Raw genomic sequence first — 21,576 nt, 5'->3', positions numbered from 1 at the left:
AAGGCTACCTGGAGGTTCTGTGCCCTTGTACCCGTCGCCCGTACCCGCCGCGGCCCTCGCCGCCGGCCCCGGTCCGGCACAGCACACACCCCTCCCTCCTCTCAGGCGAATCGTTCCTGTGACACACGTACGTGTGATGGGGACGGCGGCCGGTCCCCCGCCCGTGCGTGCGAAAACTAGCTTCGTCGCCGGAGGTGACCGAACGATGACGGCCTGTGCGATCGAGCCTTCGGCGGAGTCCGGGAACAGCGGGGCCCCGCGGGCGGGCTGCAGCATCACCGCGGAGGGCGCCTACGCCGCGCGCCTCGCCCGGCGCGGGGACTCCTGGTACCCGGAGCGCTGGACCCTGGACGGCCCCGAGCCGTACGCGGTGCCGCTGCCCGGCAACCAGCCCGAGGAGCCCGGCACGGAGGTGCAGCCGATGGCCGACGGGCGGGTCCTGGTGCACCGCGTCGCGGCCGGACGGCACCTCTTCTCGCTGCTGTACCCGACCGGCCCGGGCACCGGTGAGCTGCCGCTCGGCGCGGTGGAGTGCCCGCCGGACACCACCGGGCTGCGGCTGCTCCCGCCGGTGCCGGGCGGCGAGCGGGCGTACGCGCTCGCCGTCGGCCCGCGCGCGACGGTGCTGTGGCAGGTCGCGGGCGGGGCCTTCGGGCCGGAGCGGGTGGCCGAGATCCCCGGCCGCTGCTCGGGCGGGGCCTGGCTGGACCGCGCGGGCCGGATACTCGCCCTGGACCGGGAGACCGGCGGACGCGTGAAGGCGGTCGCGGTGGACCTGGAGCGGGACGGAGAGGTGTCGCCGCTGCTGCAGATCGCCGCCGAGAGCGACGACCGGATACTGCTGGCCGACCCCGACAGCGGGCTGGTGCTGATCCGTTCGGACGCGCCCTCGCCGGGGCGGGAACGGCTGGGCTGGGGGGTGCTGGGCAGCACGCTGCCGGTGCGCTTCCCGGAGTGCCTGCGGCTGCCGGACTGCGTGGTGACGCCGGTCGCGATCCAGCCGGGGCAGGCGCTGACGCCGGAGCGCTGCGCGGTGGCGCTGCGCGTGGACGGCCCGTTCGGCAGCTGGGTCGGGGTGTGGCGGCCCGCCGAGCGGCGGGTGCGTCATCTTCCGGCGCCCGAGGGGTGGTTGACGGGGGCCGGACTGTGGACGCCGGACGGGGAGCTGCGGCTGCCGTGCTCCACCCCGGAGCTGCCGTGCGGGGTGGCGCGGCTGGCCCCGGGGGAAGCGCAAGACGCCGACGGCGCGGGAGGAGCGGGAGGCGCCGCCGATACGGAGGACACGGCTCCGGACCGGCCCGCCGAGCCGGACGGAAAGCCGGGCGGAATGCCGGCCGGAAAGCCGGACGAAAAGCGGGACGAAAAGGATGAACAGGCACCCCCTCCACCCCGCCCCGTACCCCTTCAACAGGCCCCGCTGGCGCGGCTTGTAACGAAGTAGTGCCGGTTGGCGTGGCCGCCTGGATTCGGGTCGAGGGGTGCCGGTTACACTCGCCCGGCTGTAAGAAAGATCATGTTGACGGGGTGAATTCTTCCGATGAACGACGCCAGCACGACCCAGCCGATGCAGGCCGACGGTGCCGACGTTTCCGAGTCCGACACCGGCCACGGCAAGCACCGCGGACCGGTCTCCAGCCAGGAGGCCGCGGCGACCCCGCGGGGCCGTCACCGCAAGCCGTCCGAGGAGTCCGGGACGGCGGCCTGACGGCACGCCGAGGCACGACACACACGCAGTAAAGAAGCAGGCAAGCGGCTACGGCCCCGTGCGTCACTCCGACGGACGGGGCCGTCGTCGTCACCCGTACCGGACGACGGTGTCGGCGAGGACCGGGGCGTCGTCCCGCTCGACGGCGCTCACCGCCACCCGCACCGAGCGGCCGCCGTCCGGCACCGCCGGCCGCCACATCCGCACCCGCAGCGTCTCCCCCGGATACACCACCCCGGCGAACCGCGTGCGGTACTCGCGTACCCGGGTCACGTCACCGTCCAGCAGCGTGTCGACCACCGACTTGAGCGTGGCGCCGTAGCTGCACAGCCCGTGCAGGACGGGCCGCTCGAAGCCGGCACGCGCGGCGAACTCCGGGTCGGCGTGCAGCGGGTTCCAGTCACCGGTGAGCCGGTAGAGCAGGGCCTGGTCCTCGCGCACCGGCAGTTCGGCGACCCGATCGGGTTCCGTGTCCGGCGGCGGGGCCGGGCGCCCGGACGGCCCCCGCTCACCGCCCCAGCCGCCCTCCCCGCGTACGAAGATCTCGGCCTCGTCTGTCCACAGCGGCCCGTCCGCGTCGGTGACGTCGGTGCGCAGTACGAGGACGGCCGCCGTGCCCTTGTCGTACACGGCGACGACGCGCGAGGCCGCGCTCGCCCGGCCGCGCACCGGGACGGGCCGGTGCGTCAGCAGGCGCTGCCCGCCGTGCAGGACGCGGGCGAGGTCGACGTCGACGCCGGGCCTGGACAGCGCGCCGATCACGCCCGGGGGTCCGCCGCCCGCCACCGTCGCGAAGCTCGGCAGCACGTGCAGCCGCGACTCCAGGGTGTAGCGCAGCTCGCGGGGGTCGGTGGCGGGCAGTCCCGCGCCGATCCCGAGGTGGTAGAGCTGGACGTCCTTGTGGTCCCAGGCGAGTTCGCGGACGTGGGGCGGTGCGGCGAGTGCCGTGGCCGCGTCGATGGGCATGGCTGTCCCCTTCTCCCGGGCCTCCCGGGCCTCCCGGGCATGTGGACGGTGACCGGCGGTCACGACCGTACGGGACGCCGGCCGGCCGGGACATTTGTCCTCCCGAACTCCGGACAACCGCATCTGCCGCCCGCCCCCGCCCGCTCCGTAGCGTCATCGGCATGAGAGCGACAGAGGCCACCGCGAGCGCCGTCTCCTTCACGCGAGCGGCCAAGGCGTACGGCGACGTGCGCGCCGTGGACGGCGTGGACCTGGAGATCGCGCGCGGCGAGACGGTCGCGCTGCTCGGCCGCAACGGCGCCGGGAAGTCCACGGCGATCGCGCTGCTGCTGGGCCTGTGCCCGCCCGACGCGGGCACGGTGGCGCTGTTCGGCGGGGAGCCGGAGCGGGCGGTGCGCGCGGGCCGGGTGGGGGCCATGCTCCAGGAGGCACGGGCGGTGCCCCGGGTCACCGTGGGCGAGCTGGTCGCCTTCGTGGCCGGCCGCTACCCGGCGCCGATGCCGGTCGGGCAGGCCCTGGAGCTGGCCGGGATCGAGCGGCTGGCCGGGCGTCGTGTGGACCGGCTGTCCGGCGGGCAGACCCAGCGGGTGCGGTTCGCGGTCGCGCTGGCCGGCAACCCCGGCCTGCTGGTCCTCGACGAACCCACGGCGGCCCTGGACGTGGAGGCCCGGCACACCTTCTGGGAGTCGATGCGGGCCTACGCGCGGCGCGGCAGCACCGTCCTCTTCTCCACCCACTACCTGGAGGAGGCAGAGGCGCACGCCGACCGCATCCTCGTCCTCGACCGGGGGCGGATCGTCGCGGACGGCACCGGTGACGAACTGCGCCGGGCGGCGGGCGGCAGCCGCGTCTCCTTCGACCTGGCCGGCCGGGCCACCGGCGACCTGGCGCTGCTGCCCGGCGTGCGCGCGCTGGAGATCCGCGGGGACCGGGCGCTGCTGCGCACCGAGGACTCCGACGCGACCGTGATCGCCCTCGCCGAGCGCGGCGCGATCCGCGGCCTGGAGGTCGCCCCGGCGTCGCTGGACGACGCCTTCCTGGCCCTGACGACGAGGCCCGCGGAGACCACTGCGAAGACCACCACGGAGACGGAGCCGGTGCGATGAGGGACTACCTGCGGCTGGAGACGCGCCGCACGCTGCGCGACCCCGGCTTCGTCATCGGCGGCATCGCCATGCCGGTCCTCATGTACCTCCTCTTCACCAACCTCGGCGGCGGCGATGCGGGCGACTGGAAGACCGGGGCGATGGTCGGCATGGCGGCGTACGGCGCGGTCGGCTCGGCCCTGAACACCGGCGGCGGGGTCGCCGAGGACCGGGCGATCGGCTGGCTGCGGCAGCTGCGGGTGACGCCGATGCCGCCGCACCAGGTGGTGGTGGGCCGCGCGCTGACCGCCTCGGTCACGGTGCTGCCCGCGATCACGGCGGTACTCGCCGCGGGCGGCCTGGTCAACGGCGTACGGCTGGAGGCGTGGCAGTGGGCGGCGCTGGCGCTGCTGCTGTGGCTGGGGTCGGTCCCCTTCACGCTGCTGGGCCTCGGCAACGGCTACCGGCTGACCGGGCAGACCACCGGCGTGGCGAACATGGTGGCCAACCTGGGGCTCGCGGTCCTGGGCGGGCTGTGGTTCCCGTTGGCGCTGTTCCCGGAGTGGCTGCGCGCGGTGTCCTCGTACACCCCGACCAACCGCTTCGCCGAGCTGGGCACCTCGATCGCCACGGGGCACGCGCCCCCGGCGGGTGCGATTCTCGTACTGACGGCATGGCTGCTGGCGTTCGGGGCGTACGCCGTCCTGTCCTACCGGCGCGGCGCGGAACGCGGCTGAGCACGTGAACGACCGAGGAGAGGAGCCGAGGGCGATGACCGGGACCGGAGGGTGGCTGCGCGGGGTCTCGTGCCGCCTGGACGCGTGGCAGCTGGCGCGGCAGTCCGAGCCGGCGGAGGCGGCGAAGGCGGGCGAGCTGCCGGAGCGGGTCGGTCCGCCGCCCACCGGTTTCGCGCTCCTGCCCTGGCTGCTGATGGGCCTGGGCAGCCTGGCCAACATCTTCCAGGGACGGACGTCGAACCCGTGGATCGGCGGCCTGGGGCTGCTGGTCTTCAACTCGCTCTACATCTACGTGGCCTTCCGCTCCTTCGACAAGGAGCTGCGCGAGTCGCCGTCGACGCGGCTGGCCCTGGCCGGCATGGCGCTGGTGACCTGCGGCCTGTCCCTGGCCTACGGCGGCAGCTGGCTGCTGTTCTTCCCGCTGCTCGGCCTCGCGGTGGGCGCGGCGCTGCGCGGCCGGTGGCTGGGCCGGTGGGGCTGGACGCTGGCGGCCGTGGCGGGGATCGTGGCCGGCGTCAAGGACGGCTGGACCGGCCTGAACATCGCCTACGGAACCTTCCTGTCGACGATGGTGACGGCCGCGATCCTGGGCCTGTCCGACGCCGTACGGCAACTGCGCGCGGCCCGGGAGGAACTGGCGACGCGGGCGGTGGCGCAGGAGCGGCTGCGGTTCTCCCGGGACCTGCACGACCTGCTCGGGCACACCCTGTCCGTGATCGTGGTCAAGTCGGAGGCGGCCCGGCGGCTGGCGCACCGCGACCTGGACGCCGCGCTGACCCAGATCACCGACATCGAGGCGGTCGGGCGCCAGGCGCTGACGGAGGTCCGGGAGGCGGTCACCGGATACCGGGAGGGCAGCCTGGGGACCGAGCTGGACCGGGCCCGTTCGGCGCTGGCCGCGGCGGACGTGGAGCCGGTGGTCCTCCGCTCGGGACCGCCGCTGCCTCCGCAGGCCGAGGCGCTGCTGGGGTGGGTGGTGCGGGAGGCGGTCACCAACGTCGTACGGCACAGCGGGGCGAGCCGGTGCGAGATCGCGGTGTCGGGCGGCGCGGACCGGGTCCGGCTCACCGTAACGGACAACGGCACGGGCGCCGTCGGCCCCACGCAAGGTCCGGGCACCGGCCTGACCGGCCTGACGGAACGCCTCCTCACGGCCGGCGGCTCCCTGACCGCGGGCGTGGAGCCGCGGGGCGGCTTCGCGGTGACGGCGGAACTGCCGGTCCAGGAGGAGGAGGAGAGGCCGGTGGGGGCTTCGGCGCCCTAACCTGGCCCCGTGACCGACGAGTCTTCCCCCGTGACCGACACGCCTCCCCGCCCCCACCCCATCCGCGTCCTCCTCGCCGAGGACCAGGGCATGATGCGCGGCGCGCTCGCGCTGCTGCTCGGGATGGAGGAGGACATCGAGGTGGTCGCGCAGGTGTCGGCCGGGGACGAGATCGTCGCCGCCGCGCTCGCGCACCGTCCGGACGTCGCCCTGCTCGACATCGAACTGCCGGGCCGCAGCGGCCTGGACGCCGCCGCCGAACTGAGGGAGCGGGTGCCCGGCTGCCGGGTGCTGATCCTGACCACGTTCGGCCGTCCCGGGTACCTGCGGCGGGCCATGGAGGCGGGCGCCGCCGGTTTCCTGGTGAAGGACGGTCCGGTGGAGGAACTGGCCGGTGCGGTCCGCCGGGTGCTGGGCGGTGAGACGGTCGTGGACCCTGTACTGGCCGCCGCCGCGCTCAGTGCGGGGCCGAGCCCGCTCACGGCCCGGGAGTGCGACGTGCTGCGGGCGTCGGCGGACGGGGCGACCGTGGCCGACGTCGCCGCGGTTCTGCATCTCTCCGAGTCCACGGTGCGCAACTATCTGTCGGCGGCCATTGGCAAGACGGCTACGCGCAACCGGGCGGAGGCGCTGCGCGAGGCTCGACGGCAGGGGTGGGTGTGAGTGGGGGCCCTCCCGGCGAGGGGGGTGGTTCTTCGAGTGCAGGCCGGTGGGGGTTGTTCGCGCAGTTCCCCGCGCCCCTTTGGGGCGCTCAGGCCGGGGTGGTTCCTCGGGTGCGGGACGGTGGGGGTTGCTCGCGCAGTTCCCCGCGCCCCTGCGGGGCGCTCATGCAGGGGTGGGCTTTGGCTTTCCGGCCGGGAGCCATGCCCACATGAGGAGGGCGGCGGCGGTCAGGACCGCCGTTCCCGTGCGGAAGACCAGGGCGTAGCCGTCCGTCAGTGCCACCGGGCCGGCGTGCTCTCCGCCGGACCTCGCCGCCGCGATCGTCGACATCACCGCGAGGCCCAGCGAACCGCCCATCGTGCGGGAGGTGTTGACCAGGCCGGAGACCAGCCCCGCGTCGCCGGGTGCCGCACCGGAGATGGCCAGCGAGGCCAACGGCGTCGCCGCCATGCCCGCGCCCAGCATCATCAGCACGCCAGGGATCATGATCGCCGTCAGGAAGCCCCCGTCCGCGGTCATCGTCGACTGCCAGCCGAAGCCGGCCGCCGCCACGAGCGTGCCCAGCACGGCCACGTTCCGCGCCCCGAGCACCGGCATGAACCGCGGCGCCGCCTTCGACCCGAGGATCACCGCCAGCGAGCTGGGCACCAGCGCGAGACCGGCCTCCAGCGGGGTGTAGCCCAGCACGTTCTGCGCGTACAGCGTCATGAAGTACCACATCGAGAACATCGACGAGCCGGACACCAGCATCGCCACGTTCGCCGACGCCACCGACCGCAGCCGCAGCAGCCCCAGCGGCATCAGCGGCGCCGCCGTCCGCGCCTCGACGAGGAGGAACAGCCCGAGCAGCGCGAGGCCGGCGAGCAGCGGCACCAGCGTCGCCGTCGCCGTCCAGCCCTCGGACTCGGTCTGCGAGATGCCGTAGGCGAGCGTGGCCAGGCCGACGGTCACCAGCAGCGCGCCCGGCAGGTCGAGGCGCCGCCGCGCCGCGCCCCGGCTCTCGGTCAGCCACAGCACGGCGCCGGCCAGCACCACCGCGCCCACCGGCACGTTGATCAGCAGCACCCAGCGCCAGGACAGCCCGTCCACCAGGGCGCCGCCCACCAGTCCGCCCGCGGCGCCGCCCCCGGCGCCCACGGCGGTCCAGGTCGCGATCGCCCGGGCCCGCGCGGCCCCCTCGGGCACGGCCGCCGTCAGGATCGTCAGCGTCGAGGGCGCGAGTACGGCCGCGCCGAGGCCCTGCACGGCCCGCGCGGCCAGCAACTGCCAGCCCTCCTGGGCCAGGCCGCCGCCCAGTGAGGCCAGGGTGAACAGCCCGAGCCCGACCAGAAACATCCGCTTGCGCCCGTACAGGTCACCGGCCCGGCCGCCGAGCAGCATGAACCCGGCGAAGGCGATGGCGTAGGCGTTGACCACCCACTGGAGCCCCTGCGCGCTCAGCCCGAGGTCGGTGCGCATGGACGGCAGGGCGACGTTGACGACGGACACGTCGAGCACGACCAGGAACTGTCCGGCACAGGCCAGGGCGACGATCAGCCAGGTCGGGGGCGTGCGGCGGGTGGATGTCCGCGCGGTGGCGGAGACGGGGGAACTGGTTGCTTCGGGCATGGGTGTCATGGTCTCAACGGCAGCCCGGTCCGTACATCGGAATTTGGTCCCGGACCGGCCTAGGTCCTCGGACCCAGGCGTCGAGGACCAGGACGAGGACCAAGAGAAGGTCAAGAATTCATTAGGGACCCGAAGCAACGGAATAGTTGCCCCGGCTGACGAGGTTCATCCTGCAGCCATCCCGCACAGCCGTACCGCACCGCATTCGACGCCCCCCGGCCTGGAGGCCCCACCCCATGTCCCACACGACGACCGACGAACCCACCCGGAGTGCGAGCGGGGCCACCGTCCCGGTGCTCGCCTTCGCGGGCATCGTCGTCGCGGTGATGCAGACCCTGCTCGTCCCCGTCATCAAGGACCTGCCCGCGCTCCTGGACACCACCCCCGGCAACGCCACCTGGGTCCTGACCTCGACGCTCCTGTCCGGAGCCGTGGCCACGCCGATCATGGGCCGGCTCGGCGACCTGTTCGGCAAGCGCCGCATGCTGATCGTCAGCCTCTCGGTGATGGTGGTGGGCGCGCTGATCAGCGCGTTCACCGACGCACTGCTCCCGATGATCGTCGGCCGCACGCTCCAGGGCGTCGCGATGGGCGCGATACCCCTCGGCATCGGCCTGATGCGCGACATGCTGCCCCGCGAGCGGCTCGGCTCGGCGATGGCGCTGATGAGCTCCTCGATCGGCGTCGGCGGCGGCCTCGCGCTGCCCGCCGCGGCCCTGGTCGCCCAGCACGCCGACTGGCACACCCTGTTCTACGGCGCCGCCGGGCTCGGCGTGCTCTCCATCGCCCTGACCCTGCTGGTCGTACCGGAGTCCCCGCTGCGCGCCAAGGGCTCCTTCGACCTGCCGGGCGCGGTCGGTCTGACCGCCGGTCTGATCCTCTTCCTCCTGCCGATCACCAAGGGCAGCGACTGGGGCTGGTCGTCGCCCACCACGCTCGGCCTGTTCGCCGCCGCCGTCGTGGTCCTGCTGCTGTGGGGCCTGATGGAGCTGCGCGTCGCCGCCCCGCTGGTCGACCTGCGCACCACGGCCCGCCGCGAGGTGCTGCTCACCAACCTCGCCTCGATCATGGTCGGCGTCTCCTTCTTCGTCATCTCCCTCGTCCTGCCGCAGCTCCTCCAGCTGCCCGCCGAGACGGGCTACGGTCTCGGCCAGTCGATGGTCGTCGCGGGCCTGTGCGTGGCGCCGCTGGGCCTGACGATGATGTTCACGGCGCCGGTGTACGCCCGGCTGTCCGCCCGCTACGGCCCCCGGACGACCCTGATCATCGGCCTGCTGATCATCGGGATCGGCTACGCCGGCGGCCTCGGCCTGATGAACGCCGCCTGGCAGACCGTCATCACCTCCGTGCTGATCGGCGCGGGCATCGGCCTCGCCTACTCCTCGCTGCCGGCGCTGATCATCGGCGCGGTCCCGGCCTCGGAGACGGGCGCGGCCAACGGCCTCAACACCCTGATGCGGTCCATCGGTACGTCGGTGTCGAGCGCCGTGATCGGCATGGTGCTCGCCAACACCGCGAACGACGTCGGCGGGGTCGCCGTCCCCACCATGCATGGCTTCCGGGTCTCCTTCCTGATCGCGACCGGCGCGGTCGCCGTCGGCCTGGCGCTGGCCTTCTTCCTCCCCCGCCGCCGCCCGTCCACGGCCACGCAGCTGCGCGCGAGCAGCGAGGAGGACGCGAACCTGGCCCGCGCCGAGCAGGCACTCGCCGGTGAGCCGCCGCGCGGCTTCCGGGGCCGGGTGCTGGCCGCCGACGGCGCCCCCGTCGCCCGCGCCAAGGTCACGCTGATCGACCGGCACGGCCGGCAGGCGGGCGCGACCCTCTCCGCCGGGGACGGCAGCTACGCCCTGGCCGTGCCCGCGCGGGGCCCGTACGTACTGGCCGCCCGCGCCGCCGGACACGGGCCGCTCGCCCACGCGGCGACCCACGGCGGCGACGACCAGGTCGCCCTGGACCTGTCCCTGCCGGGCGAGACGGTCCCCGCCTGACCCGCACGCCGTCACTCCCTCACCGCACCCCCTGCCGCACGCCCGGCAGGGGGTGCGGGCCGATGGGGGGCCGCACCCTCACCGGCCACACCCGGCAGGGCGTGCGGCAGTACAAGCGCCCAACTCCGCGCCGGGCCCGGCAAGGCTCTCCCCGCCCCCGCACGCCCACCCCAACCTCCTCGTCGCACCCCCGCCCGCACACCCGGCAGGAGGTGCGGCAGCATGGGCGCCGAACCGCGCCGCTGCCCGGCGCCCCGTGTCGCCGAGAGGACCCGCATGTCCGCGCCGCCCGCCCCCGATGTCCTGGCCGCCTTCGAGGCCGCCAAGGGGTTCATGCCCGTGCACGAGGGCCGCGCGCTGTACGCCGCCGCCGTGGAGGCAGGCGGGCTCGGGCTGCCGCTGCTGGAGGTCGGCACGTACTGCGGGCGCTCCACCGTCCTGCTCGCCGACGCGGCCCGCCGGGCCGGGGTCACCGCGCTCACCGTCGACCACCACCGGGGCAGCGAGGAGCAGCAGCCGGGCTGGGACTACCACGACCCGGAGACGGTCGATCCCGAGCTGGGCGTGATGGACACCCTCCCGACCTTCCGCCGCACCCTGCACCGAGCAGGTCTGGAGGACCACGTGGTCGCCCTCGTCGGCCGCTCGCCCCAGGTCGCGGCGGTCTGGAACTCCCCCCTCGGCCTCGTCTTCGTCGACGGCGGCCACACCGACGAGCACGCGAACGCGGACTACGAGGGCTGGGCACCGCACGTGGCCGACGGCGGCCTCCTGGTCATCCACGACGTCTTCCCGCACCCGGCCGACGAGTTCACCGGCCAGGCCCCGTACCGCGTCTACCTCAGGGCCCTCGCGTCCGGCGCCTTCACGGAGGTCTCCGTGACCGACTCGCTGCGCGTCCTGCGGCGAACGGGCACGGGGATCTGAGGGCACGGTTAGAGTCGCTGACGTGTCGTACACAGGCCCCGATTTCGAACCTCCCCGGCCCCGTCGCTCCCCGCTGCGCCGCCCGCTGACCGTGGCGGTCGCCGCGCTGGTGCCCGGGGCGTTGCTCGGGTGGGGGGTGTACGCGGCGGTCGGCGGCTCCGACGACGGCGGGGACGCGGCCGGCGCGCGGACGTCCTCGGCGGCACCCTCCGAAGGCGCGGCCTCCGCGAGCGACGACGCCAAGAAGCCCGCGGACTCCTCGCCCTCCGCCACCGGGAAGCCGACCGCGTCCCCCTCCGACTCCAAGTCCGCGCCCGCCGGGGCGTCCGGGCCGCTCGAGGGGAAGGTCGTCGTCATCGACCCCGGGCACAACCCGGGCAACTTCCAGCACGCGTCCGAGATCAACCGGAAGGTGAACGTCGGCACGCACTGGAAGGAGTGCGACACGACGGGCACCGCCACCAACGCGGGCTATCCGGAGGCGAAGTTCACCCTCGACGTCGCCCACCGGCTGCGCACGCTGCTGGAGAAGCAGGGCGCCACGGTGAAACTGACGCAGGACGGCGACCGTTCGTACGGCCCCTGCGTGGACGAGCGGGCCCGGATCGGCAACGAGGCGGACGCGGACGCCGCGATCTCGATCCACGCCGACGGGTCGGGGGCCGGCAACCGCGGCTTCCACGTGATCCTGCCGGGCTCGGTGCACGACGGCGACGCGGACACCCGCGCCATCGTCGCGCCCTCCGCCGAACTCGGCGAGCGCGTCGCGGGCAACTTCGTGCGCGCCACGGGCAGCGCGCCGTCCAACTACGTGGGCGACGGCACCGGCCTGGTCACACGCACGGACCTGGGCGGTCTCAATCTGTCAACGGTTCCCAAGGTGTTCATCGAGTGCGGCAACATGCGCGACGACAAGGACGTGGCGCTGCTGACCAGCGGCAGCTGGCGGCAGAAGGCGGCGCAAGGGATCTCGGATGGCCTTGCAAGCTTTCTGAGAAAGTAGACAAGCACCGCTGGGCAATGGCGCGCCTGTGTATCGCGAGCCGGGGTCTTTGACTCCTCAGACGGAAACTGGTGTTCCCTCATCGAATGCGTGACCTTCGGCTGCCCATCCTCGTTGGGTGCAACGAGGTGATCTTCGAAGTGGGGGTGAGGCTGCCGAATGAGCCGGAAGTTCAAGCCGCGACCCGGCTGTGTAGTGCAGGCCTACAAGTTCGCGCTCGACCCGAACGCCGGACAGGAGCAGGCGCTGCGCTCGCACTGCGGTGCCGCCCGCGCCGCCTACAACTGGGCCGTGTCATGGGTGACCGCCTCGTGGTGGCAGCGTAAGGCCGAAGCTTCTTACGGCATCGTTGAGGAGGAGCTGACGCTGTGGCGGCCGTGGTCGCTGCCCTCACTGCGCAAGGAGTTCAACCGGGTCAAGACCGCCGATCCGAGATTCACCGACTGGTGGCAGGAGAATTCCAAGGAGGCCTACAATACGGGCCTGTCGAACGCAGCCGCCGCGTTCGACAACTACGCCAAGTCCAAGCAGAGCAAACGCAAAGGCGCCAGGGTGGGTGTCCCGCGCCGTAAGACGAAGCAGAAGGCCCCGCCTGGCATGCCGGTTCACCACCGGCACGATCCGCATCGAGCCCGACAACCGGCATGTCACCCTGCCCCGGCTGGGCAGGATCCGCACCCACGAACCCACCATCAAGCTCCTGGACCGCATCCAGGCCGACAGAGCGCGCATCCTCTCCGCGACCGTCCGGCATGAGCGCGGACGCTGGTTCGTCTCCTTCCAGGTAGAAACAGCCCGGGAGATTACCCACGTCGACCAGCCGGACACGGCTGTCGGCATCGACCTGGGCGTGAAGCACCTCGCGGTCCTGGCCGACAGTTCCGGGCAGACACGGTACGAGCCGAACCCGAGGCACCTGGACGGCGCCCTCAAGCTGCTGAGGTTCCATTCCCGCCGCGTCTCCCGACGGCAGGGACCGGACCGAAGGACCGGCCAGAAGCCGTCGAAGCGGTGGGAGAAGGCCAACCGCGAACGCAACAAGATCCACCACCGGGTAGCGAACCTGCGGACCGACGCGCTGCACAAGCTCACCACCCGCGTGCGCTCCGAGTACGGCACGGTAGTACTCGAAGATCTCAACGTCGCCGGCATGCTCCGCAACAAGCGACTCGCCCGCCGGGTGGCCGATGCCGGGTTCGGAGAGATCCGCCGCCAACTCACCTACAAGGGCCGACGCAACGCCTGCCCCACCATCGTGGCCAACCGCTGGCAACCCACCTCAAAGAGCTGCTCGCACTGCGGCGCGGTGAAAGCCAAACTGCCGCTGCACGTCCGAGTCTTCACCTGTGACACCTGCGGCCTGGTCCTGGACCGGGACGAGAACGCAGCCCGCAACCTGGTCGGCCTCGCGGCGGCCTGCACCACTGGTACCGGAGTGGCCGGAGACCAGGACACGCCCCGCGTGTCGAAGCCCCGTGGAGCCGACCGTAAGACCCGCCGTCAACGTCCCGGCCGCAACGCCGGCCGGGGCGGACGGGCAGGTGGCGCAAGCCTGCCGCACCAGCGGCGGAAGGAAGCGGGAGACCGTCGTCAGGACACCGAAGCAACACGCACTGAGGTGACACCGTCACGGACCTTCCAGGCGAAAACGTCTGGAATGCCGAGAGTCGCCGAGACTTCGAGTAACGGAATCGTGAGTTTCCTGCGCGAGTGGTGATCTGCGCCTGATCCCCGCAAGACAGCCTCACCGGACCAACGATAGGGTCATCCTTACGATGAGGGGCCACCCCTGCGCTTCACACCAGGCCTTACGGCGACAGCGTGACAGCGACGCCTCTATTGACGACGAGACGACCTACGAAGGACCTGAAGTGAATATCCGCTCCCTCACTCGAGGCGACGGCGTGGTGATCGGAGCAGCGGTTCTGCTGTTGATCGCGTCGTTCCTCGACATCTACTCGATCGACGGTGCCTCGGACAGCGCCGACATCCCCAGCCTGTGGGGCAGTGGGCCGGTCGTGCTCGGTGTCGTCCTGGCGGGCGTCATCGGCGCCGCGCTCATCGTCGTGGCCCGTGCGCTGCCGCAGCCGAAGAAGGTGGCCGGTCTCGACCTCGGCCAGTTCGGCATCGCCTTCACGGTCTTCGCGGCCTGGAGCGCGCTCGGCAACATCTTCGACCCGGCGGGCGCCTTCGACGGCGAGGGGGGCATCGTCGACGAGTTCGGCGCGGGCCTGGGCCTGATCCTCGCCCTCATCGCCACGCTGGTCATGGCCGCCGCCGCGGTGGCCACGCCGCTGCTCCCCGCGCTCAAGGGCGCCCTGATCCCGGCCTCGCGACCGGCGGCGCCGCAGCCCTACGGCGGCCAGCCGCAGGGCGGTTACGGCTACCCTGGCGCGCAGCAGCAGCCGTACGGCGGCCAGCCGGGTCAGCCCGGCCAGCCGGGCCAGCCGGGTCAGCCCTTCGGTGGTCAGCCGCAGCCGGGTCAGGCCCAGCCGCAGCCGCAGGCCCCGCAGCAGGCCCAGGCGCAGGCGCAGCCGGCCGGGGACTTCTCCCCGTTCTGGTTCGCCGTGCCGGTGCCGCGTCCGCTCTTCGCGGAGGACGGCTCGCCCACGCCGATCGCCGAGCTGGCGCCGGGCACCTGGTACCTGGCCGTCGAGCAGCGCGGCGCCAACCTGGTCGCGCAGACGCAGGACGGCCGCCGCGGCGTCCTCCAGGACACCTCGGGCATCCAGCGCGGCTGACCCGCCCGCCCCGCAGGCACCTCAACGGCCCTCCGCCCGGACCCGCTTCCGGACGGAGGGCCGTCGCCGTAGGTTTCCGCCGGGCTTCCGGGGCCATACGCAAGGCATGTCTAGATCTCACGGTTCCAGTTCCGCGGGCAGAGCCATAGCGGTCGTCGCCGACATCATGGCCTTCATCCTCGGCCTGTGGATTCTGATGTACCTGTTGGACGCCAACCGGGCCAACGACCTGGTCCAGTTCGTCCATGACGCGGCCAACTGGCTGGCCGGCTGGTCACGTGACCTCTTCACCTTCGACGAGGACTGGGCCCGCGTGGTCGCCGGCTACGGCTTGGCCGCCGTGGTCTACCTCTTCATCGGCCACGCCATCGCGGGCCGCCTCGGCCGGCGCTGACCGGTCAGACGCAGCAGTCCGGGTCCAGGCCCCTCGGCAGGTGGTCGCCGGAGAAGACCTGGCAGGTGGCCTCGTGGCCGCCGAGGGCGGCGACGGCCAGGAGCAGGGAGCCGGCCGTCCAGGTGGTGAGTTCGCGGGGCCAGATGGCCTGGTCCTCGAAGACGTAGCCCGTCCAGTAGAGGCCGCTGTCCGGGTCGCGCAGGTGCTGGATGGACTGGAGGATCTCCAAGGCGTGGTCGGACTCGCCCACCGCCCACAGGGCGAGGGCGAGTTCGGCCGACTCGCCGCCCGTGACCCACGGGTTGGGGACGACGCAGCGCACGCCGAGGCCGGGGACGACGAAGCGGTCCCAGCTCTCCTTGATGCGGGACCTGGCCTCCGTGCCGGTCAGCGCGCCGCCCAGCACCGGGTAGTACCAGTCCATCGAGTACCGGCCCTTGTCCAGGAACCGCTCCGGGTGGCGCCGGATGGCGTGCCGCAGCGCGCCCGCCGCCAACTCCCAGTCGGGCTGCGGCTCCTCACGCTGCTCGGCGATCGCGAGGGCGCAGCGCAGCGCGTGGTGGATGGAGGAGCTGCCGGTCAGCAGCGCGTCGGTGGTGTCCGTGCCGTCGTCGTCGCGCCGCCAGCCGATCTGCCCGCCGGGCTGCTGGAGCCGCAGCACGAACTCGACCGCCGCGTGGACGACGGGCCACATCCGCTCCAGGAACGTGTCGTCGCCGGTGGCGAGGTAGTGGTGCCAGACGCCGACCGCGACGTAGGCGACGAAGTTGGTCTCCCGGCCGCGGTCGGTGACGTCGGCGAAGTCCCCGTCGGCGTAGGCGGCGTACCAGGAGCCGTCCGCGTTCTGGTGCCGCGCCAGCCACCCGTACGCCCGCTCGGCGGCCTCGTGCTCGTCGGCCGCGTCCAGGGCCATCGCCGCCTCGACGTGGTCCCACGGGTCGAGATGGTGCCCGCGGAACCACGGGATCGCCCCGTCCTCGCGCTGCACGGCGAGGATGCCGCGGACGGTCGCGGCGGCCTCGGCGTCGGTGAGGACGCCGGGCAGGACGAGGTGTTCGGTGCGGGGCGTGCGAGGACTGCGGGGCGATGTCACGCGGCGTCCACCGGCGGCAGGTGCGGCTTGGTCGCGTACGCCACGAAGCTCTTGCCGATCAGCGGGTTCAGCGCCTGCTCGGCGACCCGCGTCGCCAGCGGCTTCTTCATGATGTCCCAGACCAGCAGCTTGTGGTACGCCCGCACCGGCAGCGCCTGGTCGTTGTCGACGCCGAACGCGCACTTCAGCCACCAGTACGGCGAGTGCAGCGCGTGCGCGTGATGGCTGCCGTACGGCCGCAGCCCCGCCTCGCGGATCCGGGCGAGCAACTGGTCGGCCTTGTAGATGCGGATGTGGCCGCCCTCGACCTCGTGGTACGCGTCGGAGAGGGTCCAGCAGACCTTCTCGGGGCCGTAGCGCGGGACGGTGACCGCGATGCGGCCGCCGGGCCTGAGCACCCGGACCATCTCGGCGAGGACGCCCTTGTCGTCGTGGATGTGCTCCATCACCTCGGAGATGATGACCACGTCGAAGGACTCGTCGGGGAAGGGCAGGGCCAGCGCGTCGCCCTCCATCGCGGTGGCGGTGGCGCCGGCCGGGGCCTCGCCGGCCTCCTCCATCGCCGCGAACCACTTGGCGACCTCGCGGATTTCCTCGGCGTTCCGGTCCAGCGCGACGACCCGGGCCCCGCGCCGGTAGCACTCGAACGCGTGCCGGCCGGCGCCGCAGCCGAGGTCCAGTACGCGGTCGCCGGGGGCGAGCGGGAACCGGGAGAAGTCGACGGTCAGCACGTGGCCCTGCTTTCGGGGTAGACGCCGGTGTCACTGGTGGTGGTCGGGGTCGCGGGGGCGGGCCTCGGGGTGGCCCGGGCGGGGCCGACGGCCTCGCGGTAGCGGGCGACGGTGCCCTCGGCGGCGCGGGCCCACGTGAAGTGCCGCAGCACGCGCTCGCGTCCGGCCGCGCCGAGCCGCATCCGCAGTTCCCGGTCGCCGAGCAGCCGGTTCAGGCCCGCGGCCAGCGCGTCCGCGTCGCCCGGCGGCACCGCGAGGCAGGTCTCCCCGTCGGGTCCGGCGACCTCCGGGACGGCCCCGCCGGTGGTGGCGAGCAGCGCCGTGCCCGTCGCCATCGCCTCGGCGGCCGGCAGCGAGAACCCCTCGTACAGCGACGGCACGCACGCCACCTCCGCCGACCGCACCAGGTCGACGAGTTCGGCGTCGGAGATGCCCTTGACGAACTCGACGGCGCCTTCGAGGCCGTACCGCTCGATCGCCTGCGCGACGGGTCCCTCCGCGGGCCGCTTGCCGACGACGACGAGGTGCGCCCGCGGATGCTCGGTGCGGGCCTTCGCGAGCGCCTCGACGAGGAAGACCAGGCCCTTGAGCGGCACGTCCGCGCTGGACGTGGTCACGATCCGGCCCGGCACCCGGGGCACCGACGGGTCGGGCGAGAACAGGTCGGTGTCGGCGCCGATGTGGACGACGTGGATCCGGTCGTCCCGTACGCCGAGGTGGTCGACGATCTCCTGGCGGGAGGTGCCGGAGACGGTGAGTACGGAGGGCAGGCGGCGCGCGACGCGCTTCTGCATGCGGGTGAAGGCGTACCAGCGGCGCACGGAGTAGCGGCGCTTCCAGCCGTCGGCGGCGTCGAGTTCGAGTTGCCGGTCGACGGTGATGGGGTGGTGGATGGTGGTGACGAGCGGCGCGCCGACGTCGCCGAGCAGTCCGTACCCCAGCGTCTGGTTGTCGTGCACGACGTCGAAGTCGCCGCGGCGGGCGCGCAGATGGCGGCGGGCGCGCAGCGAGAACGTCAGCGGCTCCGGGAACCCGCCGGTCCACATCGTGCCGACCTCGACCGCGTCGATCCAGTCGCGGTACTCGCCGCGGCCCGGGGTGCGGAAGGGGTCGGGCTGGCGGTACAGGTCGAGGCTGGGCAGCTCGGTGAGGGAGAGCCGGTCGCCGGCCAGGGGGTTCTCGTCCAGGACCGGATAGGGCTGGGCGCCGACGACCTCGACGCGGTGGCCGAGGCGGGCCAGTTCGCGCGAGAGGTGGCGGACGTAGACGCCCTGGCCGCCGCAGAACGGGTTCCCCTTGTAGGTGAGGAGGGCGATGCGGAGCGGTCGCAAGCCGTCGGCGGCGGGCTCCGGACGGGGACCCGTCCCACTGGCCTCAGCGGTCACTCCCGGGCCCCCTTCTCACTGCACTGTCCCGCGACACTACGCCGGGACGTTAATCTAGAACAAGTTTCAGACTTGATCGTCAGAGGCTCCGAATCTACCGGCAGGTAGCGGAGCTGGGACGAGTGGATCAGGTGATTCACGCCACGGCGCGGCACTCCGCCGGGCTACCGTGCCGGACGGACGACGGGGAGAAGGTGACCAAGGTGGACAACCCGGAAGCGGAAGCCATTGCTCCGCAGCACCTCTCCCCCTCCCTCTCCCCTTCCCCGCCCCTCACCGAGCGGCAGCGGGAGCGCCGCCGCCGCATCCTGCACGCGACCGCCCAGCTGGCCTGCCGGGGCGGCTTCGAGGCCGTGCAGATGCGCGAGGTCGCGGAGTCGTCGCAGGTGGCCCTCGGCACGCTGTACCGGTACTTCCCGTCCAAGGTGCATCTGCTGGTCGCCACCATGCACGACCAGTTGGAGCGGCTGCACGGCACCCTGCGCAAGAGCCCGCCGGCCGGCGACACGGCCGGTGACCGGGTGGCCCAGACCCTGATGCGGGCCTTCGGCGCGCTGCAACGCGAACCCCGGCTGGCCGAGGCGATGGCCCGCGCCCTGACCTTCGCCGACCGCAGCGTCTCCCCGGAGGTCGACCAGGTCTCCCGGCAGACCACCGCGATCATCCTGGACGCGATCGGCGGCATGGAGAACGCGACGCCCGCCCAGCTCTCCGCGGTCCGCGTCATCGAACACACCTGGCTCTCCACCCTGATCACCTGGCTCGCCGGCCGCGCCTCCCTCGCCCAGGTACGCGTGGACATCGAAACGGTCTGCCGCCTGCTCGACCTGACGGAGACCGGCCCGGGGCGGGCGGCGGCGACGCACGTGTGACGCCGACTTGAGCGACGCACCTCCGGTCGGCGCAGCAGGGGCCGTACACCCAGCCCCAGCGCGCCCGCCCCCGCTCCCCCGCCCGGCCGCCCCTCGGCCGGTGCGCACCGGGCGGGTAAAGTGGCGGGGTCGTCATCACCCGTACGGGGGGAAGCCGGTGCAATTCCGGCGCTGACCCGCAACCGTGAACCGGCCGCGCCCGCCCAGGGACCTCCGCGGACGGTCAGCCGGAATGCCCCGCGCGGACGTGACCGGCTCACGTGCCCGGCGCCCGCCGGAGCACGGGCACCGTCGAGGCATACGGGGCCGAGCCGCCGGGGGTGCCCCGTGCTGCCCGGTCCCGCACAGGGAAAGGCACCCGCCGATCATGAACGTCCGTCGTCGAGGCAGCGCCGCGGTCCTGGCCGCCGCAGCAGTGATCGGCGCCGCCGCGCCCGCGATCGCCGCCGACCCGTCACCTTCCGCCTCCGCCTCCGCGTCCAAGCCGGCCGCGTTGTTCGGCACCGGCGACCCCCAGTTCGACGGCGTCTGGCGCCAGTCCTTCGCGCTGCTCGCGCAGGACACCGTGGGCGTGATCCCGTCGCCGAAGGCCGTGGAGTGGCTCACCGGCCAGCAGTGCGCGAACGGCGCCTTCGCCCCGTTCCGCGCCGACCCGGCCAAGGCGTGCGACGCCAAGACCATGGTCGACACCAACCAGACCGCCGCCGCGGTCCAGGCGCTGTGGGCCGTCGGCGGACATGGTGACGTCGTCGAGGACGCCCTCGACTGGCTGAAGTCCGTGCAGAACAAGGACGGCGGCTGGGGCTACGCCGCCGGCGGCCCCAGTGACGCGAACTCCACCTCCCTCGTCATCGGCGCCCTGACCGCCACGGAGACCGATCCCACGAAGGTCACCAAGGGCGGCAAGTCCCCGTACGACGCCCTGCTGACGTTCGCCCTCCCCTGCTCCAAGGACGACGGAGCCTTCGCCTTCCAGCCCGACAAGGACGGCAAGCTGCTCCCCAACGCCGACGCCACGGCCGCCGGCGTCCTCGGCTCGCTCGGCAAGGGCCTGGTCACCGAGCCCGGCAAGAAGGCGGCCGCCGCCACCTGCGCCGACAAGCCCGACCGTGAGCAGGCCGCCGCGAACGGCGCGGCGTACCTCGCCGCCGCCGTCGCCAAGGACGGCCACCTCAAGTCCGCCCTCGGCGGCTCCCCCGACCAGCCCGACTACGGCAACACCGCCGACGCGGTCGTCGCGCTCGCCGCGCAGGGCGGCGCGGACAAGGCGGCCGAGCCGCTGGCCTGGCTGGAGAAGAACGCCGCGAAGTGGGCAAAGGAGAGCGGCCCGTCCGCCTACGCCCAGCTGATCTTCGCCGCCCACGCCACCGGCACCGATCCGCGCGACTTCGGCGGCACGGACCTGGTGGAGGGACTCAACGCGACGGGGCCGGCCCCCCAGGGAGCGAAGGCGAGCGACTCCGCCACGGCGAGCGACCAGGCCGCGGACGGGAACGAGAACGAGAAGAGCGACGACTCCGGCTTCGGCGTCTGGTGGTTCGTCGGCGTCTGCCTGGTCTTCGGCATCGGCATCGGCTTCCTGCTCAGCGGCCGCAAGCGGAAGCAGCAGCCGTGACCCGCCGTCTCGTCCTCCTGTTCCTGGCCGCGTTCCTGCTGATCGGAAGCGCGGGCCAGGCGCAGGCCGCCGGGTACCGCTACTGGTCCTTCTGGGACCGCGACGGCGACCGGTGGGTGTACGCCACCCAGGGCCCGTCCCTCGCCCGTCCCTCGGACGGCGACGTCCAGGGCTTCCGCTTCGCGGTGAGCGCGAACTCGGGCGACGCGGCCAAGCCGCGCGGCACCGCGGACTTCGCGTCGATCTGCGCGAAGACCCCGGCCGAGGACGGCAGCAAGCGGGTCGCCCTCGTCCTCGACTTCGGTACGGCGGCCGACGCGCCGTCCGGCGAGACCCCGCCGGCCCGGCGCACGGCCTGCGCGCAGGTCGCTCCGGACGCCACGACGGCCGACGCCCTGGCCGACGTCGCGGGCCCGCTCCGCTACAACACCAGCGCGCTGCTGTGCGCGATCGGCGGCTACCCGAAGTCGGGCTGCGGCGAGCAGGTGTCGCAGGAGGCCAACCCGACGGCCACCGAATCCCCGGACCAGCAGGCCACCCAGGACGACAACACCGACGACGGCCCGTCCGTCGGCCTGATCGCGGGCATCGCGGTGGTGGCAGTCCTGGCCGGAGCAACAGCCTGGCAGGCAAGGCGGCGCAGGAATGCCGCCGACTGAGCCCGGAGACACGCCGCCTGCGGGCAGCCGTGCCGCGCAGCCCGCGGGCAGCCGTCCCACCCAGCCTGCGGACACCAGCGCCACGCCGCCTGCGGGCAGCCGCGCCACCCAGCCCGCAGGCAGCCGTCCCACCCAGCCTG

At 73.3% G+C, this 21,576-nt stretch carries 20 protein-coding genes, 1 pseudogene and 1 riboswitch; of the genes and pseudogenes, 16 read left to right on the top strand and 5 right to left on the bottom strand.

All coding sequences use genetic code 11. The annotated features are described in order from the left end of the window. Window positions 1–205: 205 nt before the first annotated feature. On the top strand, window positions 206–1,441 hold the full coding sequence (locus tag ACFC1X_RS07545; protein WP_376349607.1) for a hypothetical protein: 1,236 nt from the start codon (window positions 206–208) through the stop codon (window positions 1,439–1,441). Window positions 1,442–1,537: 96 nt separating this feature from the next. Continuing rightward, a complete protein-coding gene (locus ACFC1X_RS07540) occupies window positions 1,538–1,705 on the top strand; it encodes a hypothetical protein (RefSeq protein WP_114532719.1) in 168 nt (55 codons plus the stop codon). Window positions 1,706–1,795: 90 nt separating this feature from the next. On the opposite strand, the gene ACFC1X_RS07535 is transcribed toward ACFC1X_RS07540, so the two are convergent. Continuing rightward, window positions 1,796–2,671 (bottom strand): MaoC/PaaZ C-terminal domain-containing protein, encoded by an 876-nt coding sequence (locus ACFC1X_RS07535; RefSeq protein WP_376349605.1) that lies wholly within the window; start codon window positions 2,669–2,671, stop codon window positions 1,796–1,798. A gap of 161 nt (window positions 2,672–2,832) precedes the next feature. On the opposite strand from ACFC1X_RS07535, the gene ACFC1X_RS07530 reads away from it, so the two are divergent. From ACFC1X_RS07530 to ACFC1X_RS07515, 4 genes are read left to right on the top strand one after another with little or no spacing between them, the layout of a single operon-like run. After that, window positions 2,833–3,777 carry an ABC transporter ATP-binding protein gene (locus tag ACFC1X_RS07530; RefSeq protein WP_376349603.1) on the top strand — a complete coding sequence of 315 codons (945 nt, stop codon included), beginning with the start codon at window positions 2,833–2,835 and terminating at the stop codon, window positions 3,775–3,777. Further along, window positions 3,774–4,493 (top strand): ABC transporter permease, encoded by a 720-nt coding sequence (locus ACFC1X_RS07525; RefSeq protein WP_376349601.1) that lies wholly within the window; start codon window positions 3,774–3,776, stop codon window positions 4,491–4,493. The genes ACFC1X_RS07530 and ACFC1X_RS07525 overlap by 4 nt, the downstream gene beginning before the upstream one ends. Window positions 4,494–4,527: 34 nt before the next feature. Beyond that, a complete protein-coding gene (locus ACFC1X_RS07520; RefSeq protein WP_376349600.1) occupies window positions 4,528–5,757 on the top strand; it encodes a sensor histidine kinase in 1,230 nt (409 codons plus the stop codon). 30 nt (window positions 5,758–5,787) lie between these two features. Beyond that, window positions 5,788–6,420 carry a response regulator gene (locus tag ACFC1X_RS07515; RefSeq protein ID WP_376349797.1) on the top strand — a complete coding sequence of 211 codons (633 nt, stop codon included), beginning with the start codon at window positions 5,788–5,790 and terminating at the stop codon, window positions 6,418–6,420. A 162-nt stretch (window positions 6,421–6,582) separates the two neighbouring features. Here the strand turns inward: ACFC1X_RS07515 and ACFC1X_RS07510 are convergent, their stop codons facing one another. After that, window positions 6,583–8,037 (bottom strand): MFS transporter, encoded by a 1,455-nt coding sequence (locus tag ACFC1X_RS07510; RefSeq protein WP_376349598.1) that lies wholly within the window; start codon window positions 8,035–8,037, stop codon window positions 6,583–6,585. A gap of 227 nt (window positions 8,038–8,264) precedes the next feature. Here ACFC1X_RS07510 and ACFC1X_RS07505 point away from each other — a divergent pair, with 227 nt between their 5' ends. The 7 genes and pseudogenes from ACFC1X_RS07505 to ACFC1X_RS07475 all read left to right on the top strand — a co-directional run bounded on the left by ACFC1X_RS07505 (window position 8,265) and on the right by ACFC1X_RS07475 (window position 15,081). Further along, window positions 8,265–10,016 carry an MFS transporter gene (locus ACFC1X_RS07505; RefSeq protein WP_376349596.1) on the top strand — a complete coding sequence of 584 codons (1,752 nt, stop codon included), beginning with the start codon at window positions 8,265–8,267 and terminating at the stop codon, window positions 10,014–10,016. A 276-nt stretch (window positions 10,017–10,292) separates the two neighbouring features. Further along, window positions 10,293–10,943, top strand: coding sequence for a class I SAM-dependent methyltransferase (locus ACFC1X_RS07500; protein WP_376349795.1), 651 nt, complete (start codon window positions 10,293–10,295; stop codon window positions 10,941–10,943). Between the two features lie 22 nt (window positions 10,944–10,965). Beyond that, window positions 10,966–11,946 carry an N-acetylmuramoyl-L-alanine amidase gene (locus tag ACFC1X_RS07495; RefSeq protein WP_376349594.1) on the top strand — a complete coding sequence of 327 codons (981 nt, stop codon included), beginning with the start codon at window positions 10,966–10,968 and terminating at the stop codon, window positions 11,944–11,946. 159 nt (window positions 11,947–12,105) lie between these two features. After that, window positions 12,106–12,198: pseudogene (locus ACFC1X_RS07490) on the top strand (hypothetical protein); the annotation flags it as partial. A 304-nt stretch (window positions 12,199–12,502) separates the two neighbouring features. After that, window positions 12,503–13,663 (top strand): RNA-guided endonuclease TnpB family protein, encoded by a 1,161-nt coding sequence (locus ACFC1X_RS07485; RefSeq protein WP_376349592.1) that lies wholly within the window; start codon window positions 12,503–12,505, stop codon window positions 13,661–13,663. Between the two features lie 154 nt (window positions 13,664–13,817). Beyond that, a complete protein-coding gene (locus ACFC1X_RS07480) occupies window positions 13,818–14,687 on the top strand; it encodes a hypothetical protein (protein ID WP_376349590.1) in 870 nt (289 codons plus the stop codon). A gap of 106 nt (window positions 14,688–14,793) precedes the next feature. Then, complete coding sequence (locus tag ACFC1X_RS07475) at window positions 14,794–15,081, top strand: hypothetical protein (protein WP_376349589.1); 288 nt, start codon at window positions 14,794–14,796, stop codon at window positions 15,079–15,081. A 4-nt stretch (window positions 15,082–15,085) separates the two neighbouring features. On the opposite strand, the gene ACFC1X_RS07470 is transcribed toward ACFC1X_RS07475, so the two are convergent. Genes ACFC1X_RS07470 through ACFC1X_RS07460 form a run of 3 tightly spaced genes read right to left on the bottom strand, consistent with a single transcriptional unit; the run spans window position 15,086 to window position 18,290 of the window. Beyond that, window positions 15,086–16,174, bottom strand: a complete 1,089-nt coding sequence (locus tag ACFC1X_RS07470) for a prenyltransferase (RefSeq protein WP_376349587.1) — start codon at window positions 16,172–16,174, stop codon at window positions 15,086–15,088. Beyond that, window positions 16,171–16,905: a class I SAM-dependent methyltransferase gene (locus ACFC1X_RS07465; RefSeq protein ID WP_376349585.1), complete on the bottom strand. Its 735-nt coding sequence runs from the start codon at window positions 16,903–16,905 to the stop codon at window positions 16,171–16,173. The genes ACFC1X_RS07470 and ACFC1X_RS07465 overlap by 4 nt, the downstream gene beginning before the upstream one ends. Then, complete coding sequence (locus ACFC1X_RS07460; protein WP_376349583.1) at window positions 16,899–18,290, bottom strand: glycosyltransferase family 4 protein; 1,392 nt, start codon at window positions 18,288–18,290, stop codon at window positions 16,899–16,901. Before ACFC1X_RS07460 ends, ACFC1X_RS07465 begins: the two co-directional genes overlap by 7 nt. Window positions 18,291–18,493: 203 nt before the next feature. On the opposite strand from ACFC1X_RS07460, the gene ACFC1X_RS07455 reads away from it, so the two are divergent. From ACFC1X_RS07455 to ACFC1X_RS07445, 3 genes are all read left to right on the top strand, one after another. Continuing rightward, on the top strand, window positions 18,494–19,162 hold the full coding sequence (locus ACFC1X_RS07455; RefSeq protein ID WP_376349581.1) for a TetR family transcriptional regulator: 669 nt from the start codon (window positions 18,494–18,496) through the stop codon (window positions 19,160–19,162). 147 nt (window positions 19,163–19,309) lie between these two features. Next, window positions 19,310–19,400: riboswitch (cobalamin riboswitch) on the top strand. 129 nt (window positions 19,401–19,529) lie between these two features. Then, window positions 19,530–20,777 carry a prenyltransferase/squalene oxidase repeat-containing protein gene (locus tag ACFC1X_RS07450; RefSeq protein WP_376349579.1) on the top strand — a complete coding sequence of 416 codons (1,248 nt, stop codon included), beginning with the start codon at window positions 19,530–19,532 and terminating at the stop codon, window positions 20,775–20,777. Further along, window positions 20,774–21,436, top strand: coding sequence for an SCO2322 family protein (locus ACFC1X_RS07445; protein WP_376349577.1), 663 nt, complete (start codon window positions 20,774–20,776; stop codon window positions 21,434–21,436). Before ACFC1X_RS07450 ends, ACFC1X_RS07445 begins: the two co-directional genes overlap by 4 nt. The last annotated feature ends 140 nt before the right edge of the window (window positions 21,437–21,576 follow it).

It is taken from the genome of Streptomyces sp. NPDC056128 (genome assembly GCF_042263835.1).
In the GTDB taxonomy this organism is placed as follows: Bacteria; Actinomycetota; Actinomycetes; order Streptomycetales; family Streptomycetaceae; genus Streptomyces.
Note: the sequence above shows the minus strand (reverse complement) of the source record. Positions and strands in the feature narration are given on the sequence as shown.